Annotated in this window: 22 protein-coding genes; 15 read left to right on the top strand and 7 right to left on the bottom strand. The window is 61.5% G+C overall.

The features are described 5' to 3' along the window. Positions 1-76: 76 nt before the first annotated feature. From T3A99_RS03490 to T3A99_RS03480, 3 genes are all read left to right on the top strand, one after another. A complete protein-coding gene (locus tag T3A99_RS03490; protein ID WP_107322337.1) occupies positions 77-1,144 on the top strand; it encodes a phosphotransferase family protein in 1,068 nt (355 codons plus the stop codon). 24 nt (positions 1,145-1,168) lie between these two features. Then, entirely contained in the window at positions 1,169-1,936 is a 768-nt protein-coding gene (locus T3A99_RS03485; RefSeq protein WP_047225726.1) for an SDR family oxidoreductase, read from the top strand. A 215-nt stretch (positions 1,937-2,151) separates the two neighbouring features. Then, the gene (locus tag T3A99_RS03480) at positions 2,152-3,264 is read left to right on the top strand and encodes a Gfo/Idh/MocA family protein (protein WP_281459158.1); all 1,113 of its coding nucleotides are present in this window, start codon (positions 2,152-2,154) and stop codon (positions 3,262-3,264) included. Between the two features lie 157 nt (positions 3,265-3,421). Here the strand turns inward: T3A99_RS03480 and T3A99_RS03475 are convergent, their stop codons facing one another. Further along, complete coding sequence (locus T3A99_RS03475; RefSeq protein ID WP_281459157.1) at positions 3,422-4,861, bottom strand: FAD/NAD(P)-binding protein; 1,440 nt, start codon at positions 4,859-4,861, stop codon at positions 3,422-3,424. Between the two features lie 15 nt (positions 4,862-4,876). Next, positions 4,877-5,440 carry a helix-turn-helix domain-containing protein gene (locus T3A99_RS03470; RefSeq protein WP_047225723.1) on the bottom strand — a complete coding sequence of 188 codons (564 nt, stop codon included), beginning with the start codon at positions 5,438-5,440 and terminating at the stop codon, positions 4,877-4,879. Between T3A99_RS03470 and T3A99_RS03465 the strand changes: the two genes are divergently transcribed. The 8 genes from T3A99_RS03465 (at position 5,435) to T3A99_RS03430 (ending at position 13,533) form a co-directional block, all read left to right on the top strand. Further along, a complete protein-coding gene (locus T3A99_RS03465; RefSeq protein ID WP_322833943.1) occupies positions 5,435-6,460 on the top strand; it encodes a DMT family transporter in 1,026 nt (341 codons plus the stop codon). The two genes, T3A99_RS03470 and T3A99_RS03465, sit on opposite strands and share 6 nt — an antisense overlap. Positions 6,461-6,641: 181 nt before the next feature. Next, positions 6,642-9,569 (top strand): monovalent cation/H+ antiporter subunit A, encoded by a 2,928-nt coding sequence (locus T3A99_RS03460; RefSeq protein ID WP_322833942.1) that lies wholly within the window; start codon positions 6,642-6,644, stop codon positions 9,567-9,569. Next, positions 9,569-9,913, top strand: a complete 345-nt coding sequence (locus tag T3A99_RS03455) for a Na+/H+ antiporter subunit C (RefSeq protein WP_047225720.1) — start codon at positions 9,569-9,571, stop codon at positions 9,911-9,913. The genes T3A99_RS03460 and T3A99_RS03455 overlap by 1 nt, the downstream gene beginning before the upstream one ends. Continuing rightward, positions 9,910-11,592, top strand: coding sequence for a monovalent cation/H+ antiporter subunit D (locus tag T3A99_RS03450; RefSeq protein WP_160892222.1), 1,683 nt, complete (start codon positions 9,910-9,912; stop codon positions 11,590-11,592). Before T3A99_RS03455 ends, T3A99_RS03450 begins: the two co-directional genes overlap by 4 nt. Continuing rightward, positions 11,589-12,077: a Na+/H+ antiporter subunit E gene (locus T3A99_RS03445; protein WP_047225718.1), complete on the top strand. Its 489-nt coding sequence runs from the start codon at positions 11,589-11,591 to the stop codon at positions 12,075-12,077. The genes T3A99_RS03450 and T3A99_RS03445 overlap by 4 nt, the downstream gene beginning before the upstream one ends. Then, positions 12,074-12,352 carry a K+/H+ antiporter subunit F gene (locus tag T3A99_RS03440; protein ID WP_047225717.1) on the top strand — a complete coding sequence of 93 codons (279 nt, stop codon included), beginning with the start codon at positions 12,074-12,076 and terminating at the stop codon, positions 12,350-12,352. The genes T3A99_RS03445 and T3A99_RS03440 overlap by 4 nt, the downstream gene beginning before the upstream one ends. Then, positions 12,349-12,711, top strand: a complete 363-nt coding sequence (locus tag T3A99_RS03435) for a Na+/H+ antiporter subunit G (RefSeq protein ID WP_047225716.1) — start codon at positions 12,349-12,351, stop codon at positions 12,709-12,711. Before T3A99_RS03440 ends, T3A99_RS03435 begins: the two co-directional genes overlap by 4 nt. A gap of 303 nt (positions 12,712-13,014) precedes the next feature. Beyond that, positions 13,015-13,533, top strand: a complete 519-nt coding sequence (locus tag T3A99_RS03430; protein WP_322833941.1) for an AidA/PixA family protein — start codon at positions 13,015-13,017, stop codon at positions 13,531-13,533. A 98-nt stretch (positions 13,534-13,631) separates the two neighbouring features. Here T3A99_RS03430 and T3A99_RS03425 read toward each other — a convergent pair whose 3' ends face one another. From T3A99_RS03425 to T3A99_RS03405, 5 genes are all read right to left on the bottom strand, one after another. Then, positions 13,632-13,856: a formate dehydrogenase subunit delta gene (locus tag T3A99_RS03425; protein ID WP_274090131.1), complete on the bottom strand. Its 225-nt coding sequence runs from the start codon at positions 13,854-13,856 to the stop codon at positions 13,632-13,634. Continuing rightward, positions 13,853-16,729 (bottom strand): formate dehydrogenase subunit alpha, encoded by a 2,877-nt coding sequence (gene fdhF, locus T3A99_RS03420; protein ID WP_322833940.1) that lies wholly within the window; start codon positions 16,727-16,729, stop codon positions 13,853-13,855. Before fdhF ends, T3A99_RS03425 begins: the two co-directional genes overlap by 4 nt. Continuing rightward, on the bottom strand, positions 16,726-18,285 hold the full coding sequence (locus T3A99_RS03415) for a formate dehydrogenase beta subunit (RefSeq protein WP_322833939.1): 1,560 nt from the start codon (positions 18,283-18,285) through the stop codon (positions 16,726-16,728). Before T3A99_RS03415 ends, fdhF begins: the two co-directional genes overlap by 4 nt. Further along, on the bottom strand, positions 18,279-18,761 hold the full coding sequence (locus T3A99_RS03410) for a formate dehydrogenase subunit gamma (protein WP_047225711.1): 483 nt from the start codon (positions 18,759-18,761) through the stop codon (positions 18,279-18,281). Before T3A99_RS03410 ends, T3A99_RS03415 begins: the two co-directional genes overlap by 7 nt. Positions 18,762-19,144: 383 nt before the next feature. Further along, on the bottom strand, positions 19,145-20,071 hold the full coding sequence (locus tag T3A99_RS03405; protein ID WP_047225710.1) for a LysR family transcriptional regulator: 927 nt from the start codon (positions 20,069-20,071) through the stop codon (positions 19,145-19,147). A 242-nt stretch (positions 20,072-20,313) separates the two neighbouring features. Here T3A99_RS03405 and T3A99_RS03400 point away from each other — a divergent pair, with 242 nt between their 5' ends. From T3A99_RS03400 to T3A99_RS03385, 4 genes are all read left to right on the top strand, one after another. Then, positions 20,314-21,750: an NAD-dependent succinate-semialdehyde dehydrogenase gene (locus tag T3A99_RS03400; RefSeq protein ID WP_139049910.1), complete on the top strand. Its 1,437-nt coding sequence runs from the start codon at positions 20,314-20,316 to the stop codon at positions 21,748-21,750. An 11-nt stretch (positions 21,751-21,761) separates the two neighbouring features. Continuing rightward, a complete protein-coding gene (locus T3A99_RS03395; protein ID WP_047225708.1) occupies positions 21,762-22,100 on the top strand; it encodes a carboxymuconolactone decarboxylase family protein in 339 nt (112 codons plus the stop codon). After that, positions 22,097-23,098 (top strand): NAD(P)H-quinone oxidoreductase, encoded by a 1,002-nt coding sequence (locus T3A99_RS03390; protein WP_322833938.1) that lies wholly within the window; start codon positions 22,097-22,099, stop codon positions 23,096-23,098. The genes T3A99_RS03395 and T3A99_RS03390 overlap by 4 nt, the downstream gene beginning before the upstream one ends. A 307-nt stretch (positions 23,099-23,405) precedes the next feature. Beyond that, positions 23,406-24,215: an NYN domain-containing protein gene (locus tag T3A99_RS03385; RefSeq protein WP_107322332.1), complete on the top strand. Its 810-nt coding sequence runs from the start codon at positions 23,406-23,408 to the stop codon at positions 24,213-24,215. Positions 24,216-24,363: the final 148 nt, after the last annotated feature.

Raw genomic sequence — 24,363 nt, 5'->3', positions numbered from 1 at the left:
GTGCTTGTGACGCCTCTCACCTGCCATTAGATTAGCCAATGATCGATGGCCTCCAAAATAAGCAGAAGGGATAAGCATGGCGTTTACTGATCAGTCCACCCGTGTCCGCGACGGTGAAGAACTCGATGCCAGTCTGATCGACCCGTACCTCAAGGCCCACATTCCAGGCCTGACCGGTACGCCGCAGATCAGCCAGTTTCCCGGTGGCGCTTCGAACCTGACTTACCTGCTGGAATACCCTGAACAGGAATTCGTCCTGCGGCGCCCGCCGTTCGGCCATAAAGCCAAGTCCGCCCACGACATGGGCCGTGAGTTCCGCATCCTCAATCAGTTGCGCGAAGGTTTCCCCTATTGCCCGAAAGCCTACGTGCACTGCACCGACGAGTCGGTGATGGGCGCCGAGTTCTACGTGATGGAGCGGGTCAAGGGCATCATCCTGCGCTCCGACCTGCCGCCGGAACTGGGTTTTGACGCTGCCCGTACCGAAGCACTGTGCAAGAGCTTCATCGACCGCCTCGTCGAACTGCATCAGGTTGACTACAAGGCCTGCGGCCTGGCCGACCTGGGCAAGCCCGAAGGCTACGTGGCCCGGCAGATCCGTGGCTGGAGCGACCGTTACGAAAAAGCCCTGACCCCGGACGCGCCGAAATGGGAGGTGGTCAAGGCTTGGCTCAACGAGAAGATGCCTGCCGACCACCCCACCTCCAGCATCGTGCACAACGACTACCGCTTCGACAACGTGATCCTCGACCCAGAGAACCCGATGCAGATCATCGGCGTGCTGGATTGGGAACTGACCACCATTGGCGACCCGCTGATGGACCTGGGCAACAGCCTCGCCTACTGGATCGAAGCCGGCGACCCGGCCCCGGTACAACTGATGCGCCGCCAGCCCAGTCATGCACCGGGCATGCTGACCCGTCGCGAGTTCGTCGATTACTACGCCGAACGCTCCGGGATCCGCATCGACAATTTCGACTTCTATTACACCTACGGCCTGTTCCGTCTGGCCGGCATCGTCCAACAGATCTACTACCGCTTCTTCCATGGCCAGACCCAGGACAAACGCTTCGCGCAGTTCGTTCAGATGAACAAATTGCTGGAGCAGATGAGCCTGCAGGTCATCAGCAAATCCACGCTCTGAGCGCATCTATAACAAGGAAACAGCATGTCCAAGACTCAGTTGTTCGACCTCGACGGTAAAATCGCTTTCGTTTCCGGCGCCAGCCGCGGCATCGGCGAGGCCATCGCCAAACTGCTGGCCCAGCAAGGCGCCCATGTGATCGTCTCGAGCCGCAAACTCGAGGGTTGCCAGCACGTGGCCGATGCCATCATCGCCGCTGGCGGCAAAGCGACCGCCATCGCCTGCCACATCGGTGAAATGGAACAGATCAGCCAGGTATTTGCCGGTATCCGCGAGCAGTTCGGGCGCCTGGACATCCTGGTGAACAACGCCGCCACCAACCCGCAGTTCTGCAACGTGCTGGACACTGACCTGGGGGCATTCCAGAAAACCGTCGACGTGAACATTCGCGGCTATTTCTTCATGTCGGTCGAAGCCGGCAAGCTGATGCGCGAAAACGGTGGCGGCAGCATCATCAACGTGGCGTCGATCAATGGCATCTCGCCGGGGATCTTCCAGGGCATCTACTCGGTGACCAAGGCCGCGGTCATCAACATGACCAAGGTGTTCGCCAAGGAATGCGCGCAATTCGGCATCCGCTGCAATGCCTTGCTGCCGGGCCTGACCGACACCAAGTTCGCCTCGGCGCTGGTCAAGAACGACGCGATCCTGAAAACCGCCCTGGCGCAGATCCCGCTCAAGCGCGTGGCCGATCCAAGCGAAATGGCGGGCGCGGTGCTGTACCTGGCCAGTGATGCGTCCAGCTATACCACCGGTGTGGCGCTGAATGTGGATGGGGGTTTCCTCTCCTGATGATGTTTCCCCTGTGGGAGCGAGCCTGCTCGCGATGACGTTGGATCAGCCAGCATTGATGTCACTGATCCACCGCTATCGCGAGCAGGCTCGCTCCCACAGGGGGTGGTGCAGTGAGCGCCAACAAAAGAATATTTATTCCAACATTTGCAATGTGCGAATATTTATTCCATAAAGAGCCCTTCTGAAAATAAAAATTCAAAGGGCTCTTTCTCATGCGCGAACTCGGCATCGGTCTGATTGGCACTGGCTTCATGGGCCGTGCCCATGCCTTGGCGTTTCACAATGCCAAAGCGGTGTTCGACCTCCCCCTGAACCTGAAACTGGCGGCGCTGGCCGATGCCGATCCCCAGCGTGCCCGGCAGTGCGCCCAGAGCTGGGGGTTCGAGACGGCCCACAGCGACTGGCAACAACTGATCGACGACCCGAAGGTCGGCCTGATCGCCATCACCACGCCCAACCATTTGCACTTCCCGATGGCCATGGCTGCGCTGGCAGCGGGCAAGCCGGTTTATTGTGAAAAGCCCCTGGCCGTGTCGCTGGAACAGGCCGACCAGATGCAACGGGCAGCCAAGGCGGCCGGCGTGGTCACGCGGGTCGGCTACAACTACCAGCACAATCCAGTCATTCAACGGGCGCGTGACATGATCCGGCGCGGGGAACTGGGGCAGATCATCAGTTTCCAGGGCGAGTTCAGCGAAGACTTCATGGCCGATCCGACCTCACCATGGTCATGGCGCTGCGAAGCCGCCCACGCTGGCGGCGCATTGGCGGACCTGGGCAGTCACTTGCTGGCCATGGCCCGTCATTTATTGGGCGATGTCGAGGCCGTGTGTGCCGACAGCCAGACCGTACACAGCCAACGCCCCGCCAGTGCCGACAACACTGAGCAGCGCACCATCGCCGTGGATGACCAGGTCCACGCCCTGCTGCGCTTCACCAGCGGCGCCCGAGGCACGGTCAGCAGCAGTTGGCTCAAGCACGGCTACAAGAACCACTTGAGCTTCGAGATCAGCGGTACGCTCGGCACCTTGGCGTTCGATCAGGAACGGCTGAATGAACTGCGCCTGTGCCGCGTCGGCCAAGGGGGCTTCCAATGTCTGCTGGCCGGCCCGGATCTGCCGGGCTATGCCGCGTTCAGCCCAGCGGCCGGGCATCAGTTGGGGTACAACGAATTGAAGACCCTGGAAGTCCAGGAACTGATCATGGCCCTCGCCGGCCAAGGCGGCGACGGGACCGATTTTGCAGAAGCCTGGGAAGTGGAGCGGCTGGCGGCGGCGATTCGCCTGGCGGCGAGGGAACAGCGCTGGGTGACCGTGACTGGCTGACACACTGCCGATTTGTGCCGCCCTTTGTGGCGAGGGGATTTATCCCCGCTGGGTCGCGCAGCGGCCCCAAAAAATCTGCCTGATACACCGAGGCGTCAGCTTTAGGGGCGCTTCGCACCCCAGCGGGGATAAATCCCCTCGCCACGGGGGACAATGTTCAGGTTGATTGCCACTCAACCAACCGCGCCGCCAGCGCCTTGGCCTGGCTCGCCACATCGGTCACAGCGGTGCTTTCCCACCACATCCCGCGCAACGGTGGCCCCATGGCGAACAGACGACTGGCAGGCTCGCCCTGGGCATCCAGCACCGCGCCATCGGGACGGGCGGCGATGCCCAGGGCCAGCGGGCCGGGCTGGACCAATCCGCGAGCCAGCAGTTGTTGGGGCAACGGTCGTGCAACCCGGCGCCAATCGTATTCAATGCCACTGGAGTTGATCAGCGCAGCGCCCTGCACCACCGTCAGGTCTGCCTCGCCCCTTCGGCGAATGCGGATGTTCACCGCTCCCTCGGCAGACGGCGCCAGCCCCTTGAACGACGCTGCCTGGATCCGCAACCGCCCTTCCTCGTGCAACCGCGCCACCAGCTCAGCGCTCAAAGGCGGCGAACGATGATGATGGCTCTCCCACCAGGGTCGTACATGCCGCACGAATTGCCGGCGCTGCACATCGCTGGCCTGGCTCCACAAGCGCCCGATGTGCGCACGCACCGTGTCCAGAGGGGCCTGCCAGTCGATGCCTTCGGCCTGGGCCTGACGGCATTGCTCACGCAGAGCGCGCATTAATTGGCGTGGCGAGCGGAGGCTGTGATCGGCGGCGAGAAAGTCCACCCACTCAGGCGGTTGTCGACGCACATGGGGCAGCAGGCCATGGCGGGAAAACACTTCGATAGGTCCGCGATGCCCGGCCTGCTCGAGGGACACCACGGCATCCACCATCGTCAGCCCTGAGCCAATGATCAACACCGTGGATTGCGGATCGAGCCGACGCATCGCCGCTACATCCCAAGGGTCCAGCGCGGCGGCATTCAAGCCGCTGGATTCGGTCTGCGGGGTCCGCGCCGCCGGGAACATGCCGGTGGCGAGCACCGCGAAACGTCCGCGCAACGTCTGGCCATCGTCAAGCGTAAGCAGCACGGCATCACCGGCGACCTGCAGATCCACGGCCTCCCCGCGCACATGCTCCGCCACAGAGCCATTACGGGCCCCCAGCGCCCGGGCTTCCGCCAGGCGCTGCTGCACATATAAACCAAAGATTCCCCGGGGCGGGAACAGCTCGCTGACCGGCACATGCTGTTGATCCGACTCGGGCCAACCACCGGCTTCGATGAATTCGGCGAGCCATTGAGTCAAGTCATCGGCGTTGTCTGGATCGACGCTCATCCGCGCGGCGTTGCCGTTCAAGGTGTGGCCCAGTTCAACGGCGCTGTAGGCCTCGCCCCGGCCCAACTCGCTGCGCGGCTCAACGATCAGCACGTTGCGCCGGCCAGGCAGGCGCAGTAGCTGCGCCGCCAGCATGGCTCCGCTCAGGCCACCGCCGATGATCAAAACATCGGCCTCGCGGGTGATGCTGCTGCCAGGTCGATCCAGCGCTGTATGCATGTCGCTCTCCAGGAATCAAATCACCACGTTGCGTACGAATCTTGTCGCCACCGGCCCCTCATTGCGATAGGCATGGGGCTGGTTGCTGGCAAACATGAAAAACTCACCGGCGCCTATCTGGTGCTCTGCGCTGCCCAGCGTCAGGGTCAGGCAGCCTTCGAACACATAGAGCTGCTCGCTCCAGCCATCGGCATCAGGTTCGGATGGGTAATGCTCACCGGGCTCCAGGCGCCATTCCCAAAGTTCGACTTCGCGACTGGCGGTGGCCTTGGCCAGCAGCACGGCTTTGCTGCCGGGGATGGTACCGGCCCAGGCCAGTTCGTTGATGCGACTCGGGTCGCGGGCATCGGGGGCCTGAATCAAGTCGCTAAAGGCCACGTCGAGAGCTTCGGCGACACGGTCAAGGGTGGTCAGGCTGACGTTCTTTTCGCCGGCCTCGATGGCCACCAACATGCGCCGGCTGACCCCTGACAGTTCGGCCAGGGTTGTCTGACTGAGCTGCGCGGCGTGCCGCAGGCGGCGGACGTTCTGGCTGACGTGTTGCAGGACGGATGCCCGCTGGCCGTTTTCTTTGTGCACTATATTGCTCATCTGCTGGGGTTGCGCATTATACTGCCCACCTTCTTCGGGCGCATTGTGCGTCCGCCTCAAGTGGCGCGCAAGGTCATGGCATCGGTGAACTCCCCTCAAGCTTCCTCCCGTTTCTCAAGGTTCAGCAAGGCCGAATGCGTGCTGGTGCTGATCACCATGATCTGGGGCGGGACTTTCTTGCTGGTGCAACACGCCATGACGGTCAGCGGGCCGATGTTTTTCGTGGGCCTGCGGTTTGCCGCCGCTGCTGCCTTTGTCGCGCTGTTTTCGTGGCGGCATCTGCGGGACCTGACCCTGTTCGAACTCAAGGCCGGGAGCTTGATCGGCGTGGCGATCATGCTCGGCTATGGCTTGCAGACCGTCGGCCTGCAGACCATTCCCAGCAGCCAATCGGCGTTCATCACCGCACTTTACGTGCCCTTCGTGCCGCTGTTGCAGTGGCTGGTGCTGGGCCGTCGGCCCGGCTTGATGCCGAGCCTGGGCATCATGCTGGCCTTCACCGGGTTGATGCTGGTGTCGGGCCCGGCCGGGGCATCGTTGAATTTCAGCCCCGGTGAAATCGCCACGCTGATCAGCGCCATCGCCATTGCCGCCGAAATCATCCTGATCAGCGCCTACGCCGGCCAGGTCGATGTGCGCCGGGTAACCGTGGTGCAACTGGCAAGCACGGCGGTGCTGGCATTTTTGATGGTGGTGCCCACCCAGGAAAGAATTCCGGACTTTTCCTGGCTGTTGCTGATCAGCGCCGTGGGCCTGGGGGCGGCCAGCGCGGCGATCCAGGTGGCGATGAACTGGGCGCAGAAAAGCGTCTCGCCCACCCGCGCCACGCTGATCTATGCCGGCGAGCCCGTGTGGGCCGGTATCGCCGGGCGCCTGGCCGGCGAGCGGTTGCCGGCGATTGCGCTGGTAGGTGCGGTGTTGATCGTGGCGGCGGTGATCGTCAGTGAACTGAAAACCCGCGGCAAAATTGTCAACGAGGCGGATGAGGTGCTCGAGCGCGAACGCTGAGGCAATCGAAAAACCTTTCGAGAAGTTTTGTCTCTAGGAAGATCGCCGTCTTCGGCGGCTCCTACCCCACGCAAAATAGGAAAACTCCACCGGCCTTGTAGGATTCTGCGACAGGCTGGCGGTTGGTGATCGGACGCTCGCCACGTATGATCCCTGACAAACTCCCGCCGAATAGAAGCCTATGTCACTGATAGTTCTATTGCTTTTGCCCTTCATCGGCAGCTGTGTCGCGGCGCTACTGCCGCATAACGCCCGTAACGCCGAATCCTTGCTGGCAGGCCTCGTGGCCTTGGTCGGCACCGTTCAGGTGGCTTTGCTGTACCCGCAGATCGCCGACGGCGGTGTGATTCGTGAGGAGTACTTCTGGCTACCGAGCCTGGGCCTGAATGTCGTGCTGCGCCTGGACGGTTTCGCCTGGCTGTTCGCGATGCTGGTGCTGGGCATCGGCACGCTGGTGTCGCTGTATGCCCGCTACTACATGTCGCCGGACGATCCTGTGCCGCGTTTCTTTGCGTTTTTCCTGGCCTTCATGGGCGCCATGCTTGGCCTGGTGATTTCCGGCAACCTGATCCAGATGGTGTTTTTCTGGGAACTGACCAGCCTGTTCTCATTCCTGCTGATCGGCTATTGGCATCACCGCGCCGATGCCCGACGCGGTGCCTACATGGCCTTGATGGTGACCGGGGCCGGCGGGCTGTGCCTGTTGGCCGGCGTGATGATCCTCGGCCATGTGGTGGGCAGCTATGACCTGGACAAGGTCCTGGCTGCCGGCAACCTGATCCGTGACCACGCCCTCTACCCCATCCTGCTGCCGCTGATCCTGATCGGCGCGCTGAGCAAAAGCGCGCAGTTCCCTTTCCACTTCTGGCTTCCCCATGCCATGGCCGCGCCCACTCCGGTATCGGCGTATCTGCATTCGGCCACCATGGTCAAGGCCGGTGTATTCCTGCTGGCGCGGTTGTGGCCGTCGCTGTCGGGCAGTGAACAATGGTTCTACATCGTCGGCGGCGCCGGGGCCTGTACGTTGTTGCTGGGCGCCTACTGCGCGATGTTTCAGAACGATCTCAAGGGCCTGCTGGCCTACTCCACCATCAGCCATCTGGGGTTGATCACCCTGCTGCTGGGCCTCAACAGTCCGCTGGCGGCGGTGGCGGCGGTGTTTCATATTCTTAACCACGCCACCTTCAAAGCCTCGCTGTTCATGGCCGCCGGGATCATCGACCACGAAAGCGGCACCCGCGATATTCGAAGGCTCAGCGGCCTGGTGCGGCTGATTCCGTTCACCGCCACCCTGGCCATGGTCGCCAGCGCGGCGATGGCCGGAGTGCCGCTGCTCAACGGGTTTCTGTCCAAGGAAATGTTCTTCGCCGAAACCGTGTTCATCTCCGCCACGGCCTGGGTCGAGCTGGCGCTACCCATCATCGCCACCATTGCCGGGACCTTCAGCGTCGCCTACTCCCTGCGCTTTACCGTGGACGTGTTCTTCGGCCCCCCCGCCACCGACCTGCCCCATACCCCCCATGAACCTCCACGCTGGATGCGAGCACCGGTGGAGTTGCTGGTGTTCGCCTGCCTGCTGGTGGGCATTTTCCCGGCCCAGGTGGTCGGCTCGTTGCTGGCCGCCGCCGCATTGCCGGTGGTGGGCGGCCCGTTGCCCGAGTACAGCCTGGCGATCTGGCATGGCCTGAACGCGCCGATGATCATGAGCCTGGTGGCGATGTCCGGCGGCATCGTGCTTTATCTGCTGCTGCGCAATCAGTTCAAACTGGGCCACATCAAGCATCCACCGTTCATTGGCCGATTCAGCGGCAAGCGGCTGTTCGAGCGCTGCCTGGTGCTGATGATGCGCCAGGGCCGACGGCTGGAGCGCAAGATCAGCACCCGGCGCCTGCAAGCGCAGCTGTTCTGGCTGGTGCTGGCCGCCGTACTGGCCGGGCTGATCCCGATGCTCAACAGCACGCTGGTATGGGGTGACCGGCCGAAGATCCCTGGCTCCATCGTGTTCGTGACCCTGTGGCTGCTGGCAATTGCCTGTGCCCTGGGCGCGGCCTGGCAAGCCAAGTATCACCGGCTCGCGGCCCTGACCATGGTCAGCGTCTGCGGCCTGATGACCTGCGTGACCTTCGTCTGGTTCTCGGCCCCCGATCTGGCCCTGACGCAACTGGCCGTGGAAGTGGTCACCACCGTGCTGATCCTGCTGGGCCTGCGCTGGTTGCCCCGGCGGATCGAGGATGCAGCGCCGCGACCCAACAGCGAACGACGCGCACGCATCCGTCGTCTGCGGGACTTGCTGCTGTCCATCGCCGTGGGTGGCGGCATGGCGCTGCTGTCCTACGCAATGCTGACCCGCCAGACACCCAACGATATTTCATCGTTTTACCTGAGCCGGGCCTTGCCTGAGGGCGGCGGCAGCAACGTGGTGAACGTGATGTTGGTAGATTTCCGCGGCTTCGACACCCTTGGCGAGGTCACGGTGCTGGTGGCGGTGGCCCTGGCGGTCTTCGCCCTGCTGCGACGTTTCCGGCCACCCAAGGAAAGCATGCAGCTACCGGCCCAACAGCGTCTGCTGGCGCCCGACGTGGTCACCGATCTGGTCAACCCGCGCCACGCCAGTGATACCGCGCTGGGTTTCATGATGGTGCCGTCGGTGCTGGTGCGTTTGCTGCTGCCGATCTCCCTGGTGGTGTCGTTCTACCTGTTCATGCGCGGTCACAATCAACCCGGCGGCGGTTTTGTGGCCGGGCTGGTGATGTCGGTGGCGTTCATCCTGCAATACATGGTCGCTGGCACCCAATGGGTCGAAGCGCAGATGAGCCTGCGTCCGCTGCGCTGGATGGGCACGGGGCTGTTGTTCGCCACGGTCACGGGGCTTGGAGCGATGGCCGTGGGTTATCCATTCCTGACCACCCACACCTGGCATTTCGAGTTGCCGGTGCTGGGTGATATTCATTTGGCCAGCGCGCTGTTCTTCGACATCGGCGTCTACGCCGTGGTGGTCGGTTCGACCCTGTTGATTCTCACCGCCCTGGCTCACCAGTCGGTGCGGGCCCACAAGCCTGGCCTGCATCCAAAACCCATTGCACAACCGGTAGCGGGAGGCGCGGCCTGATGGAAGAAGTCATCGCAATAGCAATCGGCGTGCTGGCCGCATCCGGGGTCTGGCTGGTGCTGCGGCCACGGACGTTCCAAGTGGTCATGGGCCTGTGCCTGCTGTCCTATGGCGTCAATCTGTTCATCTTCAGCATGGGCAGCCTGTTCATCGGCAAGGAACCGATCATCAAGGACGGCATACCCCAGGACCTGCTGCATTACACCGACCCACTGCCCCAGGCGCTGGTCCTCACTGCGATTGTGATCAGCTTCGCCATGACCGCGCTGTTCCTGGTGGTCCTGCTGGCTTCCCGGGGCTTGACCGGCACGGACCATGTGGACGGTCGGGAGCCCAAGGAATGATGTTGACGCCTCATTTGATCGCCGCGCCGATCCTGCTGCCGCTGCTGACCGCTGCGCTGATGCTCATGCTGGGCGAGAAGCATCGCCCGCTCAAAGCGCGGATCAATCTGTTTTCCAGCCTGCTGGGCCTGGGCATCGCCATGCTGTTGTTGCATTGGACCCAGGACCAGGCCCTGCCCGCCTCCATCGGCGTGTACCTGCCGGGCAACTGGCAGGCGCCGTTCGGCATCGTATTGGTGGTCGATCGTCTGTCGGCGTTGATGCTGGTGTTGACCGGCATCATCGGCGTCAGTGCCTTGCTGTTCGCCACAGCCCGCTGGGATCGCGCCGGCGCGAGTTTCCATGCGCTGTTCCAGATCCAGTTGATGGGCCTCTATGGGGCCTTCCTGACCGCGGATCTGTTCAATCTGTTTGTGTTCTTCGAGGTGCTGCTGGCAGCGTCGTACGGTTTGATGCTGCACGGCTCGGGCCGGGCGCGGGTGTCGTCGGGGTTGCACTACATTTCCATCAACCTGCTGGCCTCCTCGCTGTTCCTGATCGGCGCGGCGCTGATCTATGGCGTCACCGGCACATTGAACATGGCTGACCTGGCGTTGAAGGTGCCCCTGGTGCCGGAAGCCGACCGGGGCTTGCTGCACGCCGGGGCGGGCATCCTGGCGGTGGCGTTCCTGGCCAAGGCCGGCATGTGGCCGCTGAACTTCTGGCTGGTGCCGGCCTACAGCGCCGCCAGTGCGCCGGTGGCGGCCCTGTTCGCGATCATGACCAAGGTGGGCGTCTACACGATCCTGCGCCTGTGGACGTTGCTGTTCTCCGGCCAGGCCGGTGCCTCGGCATATTTCGGCGGCGACTGGCTGATCTACGGCGGCATGGCAACGATCATCTGTGCCGCCATCGCCATTCTTGCGGCCCAGCGCCTGGAGCGCATGGCCAGCCTGAGTATCCTGGTGTCCGCCGGAATCCTGTTGTCGGCCATCGGCTTTGCCCAGCCAAACCTGGTAGGTGCGGCGCTGTTTTATCTGGTGAGTTCGACCCTGGCACTCTGTGCGTTGTTCTTGCTGGCCGAGCTGATCGAACGCTCGCGCTCGGCCAATGAGCCGTCGCTGGAGGACGATCTCGATGTTCTGCCTCGGCCACTGGAATCCCTGCAACCGCCCAAGGGCATCAACCTCGATGACGAACAGAAAGCCGTCATCGGGCAAGTCATTCCCTGGACCATGGCCTTCCTCGGCTTGAGTTTCATCGCCTGCACTCTGTTGGTGGTGGGCATGCCGCCACTTTCGGGGTTCATCGGCAAGCTGGGGCTCATGAGCGCATTGCTCAACCCTCAGGGGCTTGGGGACAGTGTGGAACCGGTGTCGAACCAGGCGTGGGGCTTGTTGGCGCTGTTGATCCTGTCGGGGCTGGCGTCGTTGATCGCTTTCTCGCGCCTGGGTATCCAGCGCTTCTGGACGCCGCAAGAACGACCGTCACCCTTGTTGCGACCTTCCGAGTGCCTGCCGATCATCGTGCTCCTGGGGTTGGGCATCGCGCTGACCTTCAAGGCCGAGCCACTGCTGCGCTACACCCAAGAGGCGGCCGCCGGGCTGAACACCCCCGAACATTATGTGATGTCGGTGCTCGCTACCCGCCCCGTCCCCGGCCCGAAAGCGGACAGCGCACTGACAGAGGTGCAACCATGAAACGTCTGTTTCCTGCTCCGTGGTTGTCCCTGGCACTCTGGTTGCTCTGGCTGCTGTTGAACCTGTCCCTCAGTGCAGGGCATCTGCTGCTGGGAGCGGCACTGGGCGTGCTGGCACCTTTAATGATGCGCCCGTTGCGCCCCAGGCCCATCCATATTCGGCGGCCCTGGGCAGTGCTGCGGTTGTTCCTGCTGGTGGGTCGCGAAGTGCTGGTGTCCAATCTGGCCGTGGCCTGGAGTGTGATCAACGCTGGACACCACCCACCTCGCTCGCGGTTCATCAAGGTGCCGCTGGACCTGCACGATGCCAATGGCCTGGCGGCGCTGTCGATGATCACCACAGTGATTCCCGGCACGGTCTGGTCGGAACTGGCCCTGGATCGCAGCGTCCTGCTGCTGCACGTGTTCGATCTGGAAGACGAAGCGGCATTCATTACGCACTTCAAGACCACCTTCGAGCGGCCGCTGATGGAGATTTTCGAATGAGCCCATTGCTGTCCAACGCGATCCTGTTGAGCCTGTTCCTGTTCTCCCTGACGATGGTGCTGACCTTGCTGCGTCTGTTCAAGGGACCGTCAGCGCAAGACCGGGTACTGGCCCTGGACTATCTGTACATCGTGGCGATGCTGATGATGCTGGTGCTGGGCATTCGTTACGCCAGTGACACCTATTTCGAGGCGGCGCTGATGATCGCCCTGTTCGGCTTTGTCGGCTCGTTCGCCCTGGCCAAGTTCCTGTTGCGCGGCGAGGTGATTGAATGAGCGGTGAACTGTCGATGTGGGTCGAAATTCCCGTGGCGATCCTGCTGGTGCTCAGCAGCCTGTTCGCCCTGGCCGGAGCGATCGGCCTGGTGCGTTTGAAGGATTATTTCCAGCGCATGCACCCGCCGGCCCTGGCTTCGACATTGGGCGCCTGGTGCGTGGCGCTGGCCTCGATCATCTATTTTTCAGCGCTCAAGTCCGCGCCGGTTCTGCATGCCTGGCTGATACCGATCCTGCTGTCCATCACGGTACCGGTGACCACCCTGTTGCTGGCCCGGGCCGCGTTGTTTCGCAAACGCATGGCCGGGGATGACGTACCGGCGGAAGTCAGCAGCCGCAGGACCGAGCACGGCGGCTGACCAATTCCTGCGGCGTGTCCGTGGCGGCATTGAAGGCAAAGACAGACATGCGCTGTGCGCCTTCACCTACGCATGCCGCCAGAATTTCACCCGATGCCTCTTACGAAAATGTCCGGTTCGGAACCGAATCAAGGACATGCCGCCGTCGCGCTTCGCTGCGCTTTTTCAGCGTCAAGAAATCGAAATTTGACTCCATAAAGCCATCTTCTATCGTTCCCCCCGAGACCGCACCCAGGGACCGGGTGGCCCGGACGCCCTTTGAGGGCGCGGTCGTCGATGTCACTACGATCAAGGAGCAACAAAATGTCTGGAGCGACCCAAACAATTGATGTGCTTGTCACGATTGATGCCGATTACCTGATCGCCCATCCCGGCGATGTCGGTGGCGCAGTGGCCATGCTGGTGAGCCGCGATGCGGTCGACAAGCAAGCCAGCGGCAACACCGGCGAAGGTGGCGACGAGTTGTGGATCGACGTGAACCCCGGCGACATCATCCGCTGGCGCGCAACGACCCTGTCGCGCAACTTCGACCGCGTCGCACTGATCACCAACGTCCAGCAAGGCAACCCTCACCAGGGCGGTGATTACCCAGGTTCCATGTCGACCCCGATCTCCTACAACATCCCGAATATCCCGGTGCCGTACCTGGACAAGGGCGCCCCCCACGGCATCGCCAAAACTGACGTGACCTACACCTTCTGGCAGTCCACGGCCCTGAACGCAGGAAAACTCTGGTACACCGTTACCTTCGTGCTGCTGGACCGGAACCTGAACCAGATTGGTCCGAACTACAGCTGGGACCCCTACATCACTGTCAACTGACAGATCCCTGAGTTGACCACAGCCCTGACCGGTTTAGTCATACGTCTTCGACGATGAACCGGCCAGGGCTGTGCCCGTTCCCGCCATCGCAGGCCCTGCTAGACCGCCCCCTCGGTCGTTTCCGTCAGTGCCGCCAGCACCAAAGGATGCAGTACTGCGCCCGGATGCTCGGTTTGCCAAGCACTCAACTGGCGACGCATGGCCGGCGTCCAGAAGTTCTTCATGTGTTGGCGCACACCGTTCACCGCCTGCTCGTGATCCGGTTCACTGGCGAAGTACTGCGCGATCTGGTTGGCCATCTTGATCAGGCTTTCGGAACTCATCGCCGCACCTCGGCTTTCTCGGCATGGCGACGCTCTCTGAGCAGACGCCCCTGTTCATCACTGAAGGCCTGGTAGCGCTTCTGCCATTCGGAAGGCTGGCTGACCCGCACGATCTCGACCGCCGTCACTTTGTATTCCGGGCAGTTGGTGGCCCAGTCGGAGTTGTCGGTGGTGATGACGTTGGCACCCGATTCGGGGAAGTGGAAGGTGGTGTAGACCACCCCAGGCGCCACCCGCTCGGTGACTTTCGCCCGCAGCACGGTCTGCCCGGCGCGACTGCCGATACCGACCCAGTCACCCTCGACGATGCCGCGGTTTTCGGCATCGGTCGGGTGGATTTCCAGCCGGTCCTCTTCATGCCAGGCCACGTTGTCGGTGCGTCGGGTCTGGGCGCCGACGTTGTACTGGCTAAGGATCCGCCCGGTGGTCAGTAGCAACGGATAGCGACTGTTGACCTTCTCCTCGGTGGGCACATAGCCGGTGAGCATGAAGCGCCCCTTGCCACGCACGAACTGCTCGATGTGCATGGTTGGCGTGCCGTCGGGCGCGGCATCGTTGCACGGCCACTGCAGGCTGCCGTGACGATCCAGTTCGGCGTAGCTGACGCGACTGAAGGTAGGGGTCAGGCGAGCGATCTCGTCCATGATCTGCGAAGGATGGTTGTAGTGCATCTTGTAGCCCAAGGCATCAGCCAGGGCCACGGTGGCTTCCCAGTCGGCCTTACCGGCCAGCGGTTCCATCACCTTGCGCACTCGGGAAATGCGGCGCTCGGCGTTGGTGAAGGTGCCGTCCTTCTCAAGGAACGAGCTGCCCGGCAGGAACACATGGGCGAACTTGGCCGTCTCGTTGAGGAAGATATCCTGCACCACCACGCATTCCATGGCCGACAGTGCCGCGGTCACGTGCTGAGTGTTCGGGTCACTCTGGGCGATATCCTCGCCCTGGCAGTAAAGGGCCTTGAAGGTCCCGTCCAGGGCCGCTTCGAACATATTGGGAATGCGCAGCCCTGGATCAGGTTGCAGAGTCACGTTCCAGGCCTGTTCGAACTGGGCGCGTACCGTCTCGTTGGAAATGTGCCGATAGCCCGGCAGCTCGTGGGGGAAAGAACCCATGTCGCAGGAACCCTGGACGTTGTTCTGCCCGCGCAGCGGATTCACCCCGACCCCTTCACGGCCAATATTGCCGGTGACCATGGCCAGGTTGGCGATACCCATCACCGAGGTGCTGCCCTGACTGTGTTCGGTGACACCGAGGCCGTAGTAGATAGCGGCATTGTCAACGCTGGCGTAAAGCCGCGCGGCGGCGCGGATCTGCTCGGCGGGCACGCCACACACCGGTCCGAGGACTTCGGGCGAGTTGTCCGGCTGGCTGACGAACTCGCGCCACCGGGTGAAATCCGCTGCCTCACAGCGCTCCTCGACGAAAGGTTGGTTGACCAGCCCCTCAGTGACAATCACATGGGCCAGCGCATTGAGCATGGCCACGTTGGTCCCCGGACGCAGTTGCAAGTGCAGTTCGGCACGGGCATGGGGGGAGTCCACCAGATCGATACGACGCGGGTCGATGACGATCAGCCGTGCGCCCTGGCGCAAGCGACGCTTGAGCTGGGAGCCGAACACCGGGTGAGCGTCGGTGGGGTTGGCACCCATCACCAGGATCACGTCGGCCTTCATCACCGAGTCGAAATTCTGGGTGCCGGCGGATTCGCCCAAGGTCTGCTTGAGGCCATAACCGGTGGGCGAATGGCAGACCCGGGCGCACGTGTCGACGTTGTTGTTGCCGAAAGCGGTGCGCACCAGTTTCTGCACCAGGTAGGTTTCTTCGTTGGTGCAGCGGCTGGAGGTGATGCCACCGATGGAGTCGCGCCCGTATTTGAGCTGGATACGCCGTAATTCGCTGGCCGCGTAGTTGACCGCCTCTTCCCAGCTGACTTCCTGCCACGGGTCGCTGATGTGCTTGCGGATCATCGGTTTGGTGATGCGGTCTGGGTGGGTGGCGTAACCCCAGGCGAAACGGCCCTTGACGCAGGAGTGCCCATGGTTGGCCTGGCCGTTCTTGTCCGGGACCATGCGCACCAGTTGCTCGCCTTTCATTTCGGCGCGGAAGGAGCAGCCTACACCGCAATAGGCACAGGTGGTGATGACGCTGCGCTCCGGCTGGCCGACCTCCACAACGCTCTTGTCGATCAGGGTCGCCGTCGGGCAGGCCTGGACACAGGCGCCGCAGGAGACGCATTCGGAGTCGAGGAAGTTGTCACCGCCGGCCGCCGCCACGCGGGAATCGAAGCCGCGTCCGGTGATGGTCAGGGCAAACGTGCCCTGGATTTCCTCACAGGCGCGCACACAACGGTTACAGACGATGCATTTGCTCGGGTCATACTCGAAATAAGGGTTGGAGACGTCCTTGGCTTCGGCCAGGTGATTGGCACCCTCGTAGCCGTAGCGCACCTCGCGCAGGCCCACCTGCCCCGCCACCGTCTGCAATTCACAGTTGCCGTTGGCGGCGCACGTCAGGCAGTCCAGCGGGTGATCGGAAATGTACATTTCCATCACGTTGCGCCGCAGATCGGCCAGTCTGGACGTTTGGGTGCGCACCACCATGCCTTGTGTCACCGGCGTGGTGCAGGAGGCCGGGTAGCCACGCATACCGTCGATCTCCACCAGGCACATGCGGCAGGAGCCGAAGGCTTCCAGGCTGTCGGTGGCGCAGAGTTTTGGAATGGTGGTGCCGAGCATGGCCGCCGCGCGCATCACCGAGGTGCCAGAGGCGACGCTGATTTCGCGGCCATCAATGGTCAGGCTGACCTGCACGTCGCTTTCACGTGCCGGGGTGCCAAGGTCGATATCGCTGCTTGGGTCGAAGATATTGATCATTGGTCGGCCTCCGTGGTCGCCAGACCGAAGTCGGCGGGAAAATGCTTGAGGGCGCTACCGACGGGAAAGGAAGTCATCCCACCCAGGGCGCAGAGCGAGCCGTACTGCATGGTGTCGCAAAGGTCTTGCAGCAGCAGTGCCTGCTCCTGGCGCGCAGCGGCATCGGTGCTGGCGATCAAGCGGTCCACCACTTCCACGCCACGGGTGGAACCGATCCGGCACGGCGTGCACTTGCCGCAGGATTCCTCGGCGCAGAACTGCAAGGCAAAACGGGCCATCCGGGCCATGTCCAGGCTGTCGTCGGCAACCACCACACCACCGTGGCCGAGCATGGCGCCCATGGCGGCGAATGCCTCGTAGTCCAGCGGCGTGTCGAACTGCGAAGGCGGCACCCAGGCACCCAACGGCCCGCCCACTTGCGCGGCCTTGAGCGGCCGCCCACTGGCGGTACCGCCCCCATAACCTTCCACCAGCTCACGCAGGCTCAAACCGAAGGCGCGCTCTACCAGGCCGCCGTGACGGATGTTGCCCGCCAGTTGAAAAGGCATCGTGCCCAAGGAACGGCCCATGCCGAAATCACGGTAAAACTGTGCGCCCTTCTCCAGGATCACGGGCACCGAGGCCAGGGTCAGCACGTTGTGGACCAGTGTCGGCAGCCCGAACAAACCTTGCAGCGCCGGCAATGGCGGTTTGGCGCGAACGGTGCCGCGCTTGCCCTCCAGCGATTCCAGCAAGGCGGTTTCCTCACCACAGATGTAGGCCCCCGCGCCCACCCGGACTTCCAGCTCGAACGCGCGACCGCTGCCGCCCACGTTCGTCCCCAGATAACCTGCCTGGCGAGCGATGCCCAGGGCGGCATTGAGGGTGGCTACCGCGTCCGGGTATTCCGAACGCACATAGATGTAGCCCATGGTCGCGCCGACAGCGATGCCCGCGATAATCATGCCTTCGATCAAAAGGAACGGATCGCCCTCCATCAGCATGCGGTCGGCAAACGTGCCGGAGTCGCCCTCATCGGCGTTACACACCACATACTTCTGTGCGCCTACCGCATCTCGAACGGTGCGCCACTTGATGCCCGCCGGGAACGCCGCGCCACCGCGGCCGCGCAGGCCGGAATCGAGCACGCTGGCGACCACGTCGGCGCCGTCCATCTGGATCGCCCGCGCAAGCCCGAGAAAACCACCTTGGGCACGGTAATCGTCCGGGGACAGCGGTTGAGTGATGCCGGCACGCGCAAACAGCAGACGCTGCTGGCTTTTGAGGTACGGGATTTCCTCGACCAGCCCCAAGGCCAACGGATGACTGGCGGGATCTCCTGCAAGGGCATCAAGCAGGCTCGGCACGTCTTGCGGCGTGATCGGGCCAAAGCCCAGCCGGCCCTCGGCGGTTTCAAGCTCCAGCATTGGCTCCAACCAATAGAGCCCACGGGAGCTGGTGCGGCGCAGTTCAAGCGGCAGTTGTCGACGCTCGGCTTCACTCACCAGCGCCACGGCGACCTTGTCCGCCCCCACGGCACGGGCCACTGAATCACGGGGGATACAGAGCTTCAGCATGCGCCCTCCTCCAGACAACCCTTCACCAGCTCGCGCAAGCGCTCGGGGGTTAACCGTGCATGCAGCTCGCCGTCCAGTTCCAGAGCAGGTGAACAGACGCAGGCACCCAGGCAATAGACGGGACGCAGGCTGATGCTGCCATCGGCACTGGTGCCATGGTCATCCAGCGCCAATTGCTCACGCAACTGCGCAGCCAGGCCCTCGGCCCCCATGCTCTGGCAGGACTCGGCCCGGCACAGACGCAGCGTGTGGCGCGCCGGCGGCGAGGTACGGAAGTCGTGGTAGAAGCTGATTACGCCGCGCACTTCAGCTTGGCTGAGGTTCAAGGCATGGGCAATCTCCGGGACGGCGGCGTCGGGAACGTACCCGCAGCCTTCCTGGATGGCGTGGAGAATCGGCAGCAAGGCACCGGGAGTGTCCTTTTCGCGCTGCAACACGCTATGAATCAGAGGCAGGTGAAGCGTCTCATCAGGCATAAACGTACCTCGGCATCTCGAACGATACCGCCGCAACGCGACGACCGTCCGGAGTCTTGGCTGCGGTGCCGGGCCACGTCACGGACGCGTGGCTGATCCAGTCACCATTCTCGCTCTCCGGCCAAGTGTCTAGGCGCACCAGGTCCGGGGCATCGTTACAGCTTGCCACTCCCGGGGGGCGGCGATTGCACACAGACGACTTAACGTGTCCTGAAAGCGACTTGAGCCGGGAGGCGGTCAGCCCTCATAGCTTAATTCACTATTGGGTATTGGCCAGCCGATGCTACCGGTGGTGTTTTTTGGGGGGCTACATATCCTTGCGCTTAGGCGAGTTGCTCGAAAGTTGTGTTGTCGAGGTGAAAATACTTATGACTCGCGGTATTTCAATGGATGAGCTCCTGAGCGGTGGCTGCCAATTGACGACCAACCCGATCCTTTAACGTGTCGATGAAGCGGGTGATTTTTGCATCGACAAACTGTCGTGAGTTGTAGATGGCATAGACGTTGCGCTCATACGTATGGAAGTCAGGCAGAACCCGCACCAGCTTCCCGGAGCGCAAATCCTCGACGGCCGTAAACCCGGCCAGCAACCCAATTCCAGCCCCCTCCCGAATAGCCACCGCCATCGCATCCATATCGTTCACGCTGAAACTTGGCCCGGCAGGGACAAATGTCGCGTCGCCCGCCTTGCTCTTCAGTTGCCACTCATCCCTGACATAGTCCACGGTGCCCAGCAGCAGACACTGGTGATCATCGAGATCCTTCGGCGTCACGGGCGGCGCATGTCGAGCCAGATAGTCTGGTGACGCCACCAGAACGCAATGGCTGACACCGATCTTTTGGCTGACATACGCCGAATCAGGCAGCGTTCGGGCAATCAGAATCGAGACATCGAGCTGGTCTTCAAGCAGGTTAGGCATGCGCTGGGAAAGCAATAGATCCACAGTGACATCCGGAAAATGTTTGCGGTATTCCAGCACGGCTCCCGTGACCAGATGCCGAGCCAGTCCGGGTACACAATGCACACGGAGTGTTCCCCTGGGCTGCAAGGCCGCGTTGCTTGCTTCGGCTTCCGCACTCTCAAGATCAGCCAGAATTTTCGTGCACCGCTCATAGAACCGCCGCCCCGCATCAGTGACCGACAGGCGCCGGGTCGAGCGTTGCAACAGACGCGCATCGAGCACGTTTTCGAGCGCAGAAACAGCACGCGATACGTTACCTACTGTGGAGTCCAGATGATTTGCCACGGCAGTGAAACTGCCCATCTCGACAACCTTTATGTAGACCGACATGTTCGAAAGCTTATCCATTGCGACCTTCCTTCAGATCTGACGCATACCCGTGAAAACACGCATTTTTCCATGATGCTACACGCTCGGCCCGATGCTCGATATTACCTCTGCTGACAACAATGATTCCCTCTGGGCCGACTAAATCAACGGTGTCGCCTTCCATAGACTTGGTTGCACAGGCCGCCTCAACAGGCCTGCGGCACAGCCACTCAGGCGCCGAGCGTCATACCAAACCCTGACAACCAAATGAAGGCCACATCATGAACACTCCCTACGACCCGCTTTATCTTTTCATCGGTGGTGAATGGATCAGTGACCAAGGGCGCGACACTGCTGCTGTCGTTAACCCGGCAACCGGACGGATGATCGGGCGCGTCCCCCTCGCCACCGCAGGTGACCTTGATAACGCCCTTGAGGTGGCTCGACTGAGCTTCGAACAATGGCGCCAGACCGTACCTGACAAACGCGCAAAAATCCTCAAGCGGGCCGCCGACCTGATCATTGAACGAGCACCGCACATCGCCGCGCAAATGACACTGGAAGAAGGCAAGCCGCTGGGTGAAAGCATGGATGAAGTGATACGTGCGGCGGAATACTTCGAGTGGTTCGCCGAGAGTGCCCGGCGTATTGATGGCCGCGTGGTACCGGCCAACCGTCCTGGCGTACTGCAACTGGTCAAACGCCAGGCCATCGGCCCAGTGGCAGCGTTCACACCCTGGAACTTCCCGGCCATTACTCCAGCCCGCAAGCTCTCGGCAGCCTTGGCCGCCGGGTGCAGCGTTATCCTCAAGCCAGGTGAAGAAAGTCCTTCCACAGCGCTGGCCCTGGCTCGTGCACTCGACGACGCAGGCTTGCCCAAAGGGGTGCTGCAGGTGGTCTTCGGCGTACCGGATCAAGTGTCCAGCCATCTGATCGCCTCACCGATCATTCGCAAAGTCACCTTTACCGGCTCAGTGCCCATCGGTCGCCTGCTATCTGCCCGAGCTGCCGAAGGCGTTAAGCCCATCACCCTTGAGTTGGGTGGGCACGGCCCCGTGCTCGTATTCGCAGATGCAGATATTGAAAAGGCTGCAACCGAAGGTGTCGCGAATCGGTTTCGCGGGACCGGACAGGTGTGCATTTCATCCACTCGTTTTCTGATCCAGCGCGGTGCCTATCAAGCTTTTGTCGATCATTTTGTCGCTGCAACCAAAGCCCTGAGAATCGGTGATGGCCTGCATCCAGACACTCAAGTGGGCCCTTTGGCCAACCCAAGGCAATTGGCAAAGATGGAAGAACTGGTGGCCGATGCCGTCGAGAAAGGTGCTCGGGTATTGGTCGGGGGCGAAGCCTTGTCACGTGAAGGCTTCTTCTTCCAGCCCACCGTTCTGGCGGATGTGCCGCTGAACGCCCGAGTCATGCACGAAGAACCCTTTGGCCCGATCGCAGTACTGATGCCGTTCGATGAATTGGCGGATGGACTGAAAGAAGCGAACCGCCTGCCCTACGGGCTCTCAGCGTACGCATTCACATCCAGTGCGCGAACCGCCATTGACGTCGCTGACGGATTGGAGGCCGGAATGATTGGGATCAACCAATACCGCATCGTCGCCACCGAGCTTCCGTTCGGCGGCATGAAAGAAAGCGGTCATGGCTCGGAAGGCGGCATTGAAGGCATCGAGCACTATCTGACCCACAAATTCATCAGCCAGGTTTAAGGGTAATTCCCATGTCCAAGATCAATTTCAGCAGTCCCCGCGAAGCGGCGCGCGCATTCACGCCCAAGCTGTCGCAGTTCGTCGACTCAACGCTTTATCCGCAGATTTGGAGCGATCCGGCATTGTCCCCCCGCGACCGCAGCCTGATCACCGTGGCCGCATTGATCGCCGGGGGCCACTCGGAAGAATTGCCCGCTCATTTACGCCGGGCGGTGGGCAATGGCGTTAATCATGACGAAATTGCAGCGGCGATCACGCACCTGGCTTTCTACGTGGGATTCCCTGGCGCCATTACCGCGTCTGCTATCGCCAACGCCACGTTTACCGAATCGGAGAACAACCAAGCATGAAAGCCATCAACATCAGAGAATTTGGTGCCGCAGACGTTCTGGAACTCGCAGAGGTTGCCACTCCTGAAGTGCGTCCTACCGACTTGCTAGTGCGTGTCTATGCCGCGGGGGTAAACCGTGCGGATCTGACTCATCGAACGGGTGGCTATGGCCATCCTAATTTCGGTGACTCCCAGATCATCGGGCTGGAGATCGCCGGAGAGGTGATCGATGCAGGCAGTGAGGTGATCGGATTTGAGGTGGGTGATCGAGTGATGGGCGTTGTTGGAGGCGGCGCCTATGCCGAACTGGCTCGAATCGACTACCGCATGGCCATGCACATCCCTGCCCAGCTGGACTATGTGCACGCGGCAGCAATTCCGGAGGTCTTCGTCACCGCCCATGAAGCGATGATGCATCTGGCTCGGCTCAAGGCCAGCGACTCGGTGCTGATTCACGCTGCTGCTGGAGGCGTTGGGTCTGCCGCCGTGCAGCTGGCTTACGCCACAGGCGCCACGGTGTATGCGACAACTGAAGGCAGCAAATTGTCTCGCGTCGAACACTTGGGGGCAGATGTCGCGATTGACTATAAGACACAGGACTTCGCCGAAGTCATTGCCGATAAAACCAACGGTCGAGGCGTCGATATCGTCATCGACTTCGTCGGCGAGCCCTACTTCGCACGCAACGTCGCGTCCCTTGCGCATGGCGGCCGCCTGATTCAGGTTGGCATCCTCGGCGGTGGCGGCAAAGTAACTATAGAGCTGGAGCATATCCTCTACCGTCACTTGCAAATCATTGGCACGGTCATGAAGTCCCGCACGCAGCCGGAGAAGCACGACATGATCAGGCGCTTCCGTGAGCATTGGCTTGATCGCTTCGATGGCGCTGCAAGCCTCGAGCCTGTCGTTGACAGCACGTTCCCGTTATCACGGGCCGCCGATGCACATCGCCGGATGGAATCTTGCAAGAACGTCGGGAAAATCATTTTGACCATGCAGCCTGAAGACTTGGTTTGAGTCTGGCGTCTTGCGATAGAACTGAAACGGTGCCCCTGGTGGGCACCCTTCAGGATGAAAAAACCATCTTCACAGGACTAGGCCCGTTGTTCCATGGCTTCTCAGGTACTACGGTCGTATTCGCCTTCTCAGTAACTCGGATAACAGCATCGGCATCCCGGACTCCTGATTACCCGGCTCATTTCCTGGCCCATAGGTTTCCCCTGTTGTCGCTGCCGCCCACTGTTTCATGCCCTCTGGCAGCGGCGCCCCTTTTGTTCGTCGTTGCTTTAACGGTATGTTTAAGTCCTCAACTCGAGGACGACCTATGGCCATCCACGCACCCACCGTCACGCAAAAACACTTGGCAGTGTTAATCGACGCCGACAACGCCGCGGCGGCAATTGTTGAAGGTTTATTCGAAGAAATCGCCAAGTATGGTGTCGCCAACGTCAAGCGGATCTATGGCGACTGGACTGGCCCTCAGTTGGGCGGATGGAAAAAGGTGCTGCTCGACCATTCGATTCAGCCTATTCAACAGTTCGCGTATACCAAAGGTAAGAACGCAACAGACAGTGCGTTGATCATCGACGCAATGGACCTGCTATACACCCGCCGCTTCGACGGTTTCTGCCTGGTCTCGAGCGACAGTGACTTCACCCGGCTCGCATCGCGGTTACGAGAAGAAGGTTTGACGGTCTACGGGTTTGGTGAAGAAAAAACCCCGAGACCGTTCGTGTCGGCCTGCGACAAGTTTATCTATACCGAATTGTTGCGCGGTGAAGCGCTTGTTGCTGCAAGCAATGGACATGATCGCCCCGAACCCGAGCCACTCGCCGAAATTGAGACCGTCAATGTCGCCAGTACGCCCGAGGCGAAAAAACTACCCAAGGCACCCGTAAGTTTTATTGCAAAGATATTGGATGACATTGCCGACGAGGATGGCTGGGTTCACCTGGGTGCGCTAGGCACCAACATCAGCAAATTGAGACCTGAATTCGACCCTCGCACCCATGGTTACAAAAAGCTCAGTGAACTGATCAAGGGGTATCCGGATACGTTTGAACTGCAAGCTAGAGGAACGTCCGGAGTGGGTGGTTCAATTCTCTATGCCCGGCATCGACAGCCCGGTTTGTAGCCCCCAAAACCAATGACCGCTCTTGGCCCAGAGTGTGTGGAAACGCCGTCATTGGAGAAATTTTACCAAGCGATGATCTATTGCCGGTCGCCAGGACTAGATCGATTCCAAAGGGACGAAAATGACATTGACTGTCGAAAGGTTGGTC

This window comes from Pseudomonas sp. N-137 (assembly GCF_034555295.1).
GTDB classification, from domain to species: Bacteria; Pseudomonadota; Gammaproteobacteria; order Pseudomonadales; family Pseudomonadaceae; genus Aquipseudomonas; species Aquipseudomonas rhizophila.
Note: the sequence above shows the minus strand (reverse complement) of the source record. Positions and strands in the feature narration are given on the sequence as shown.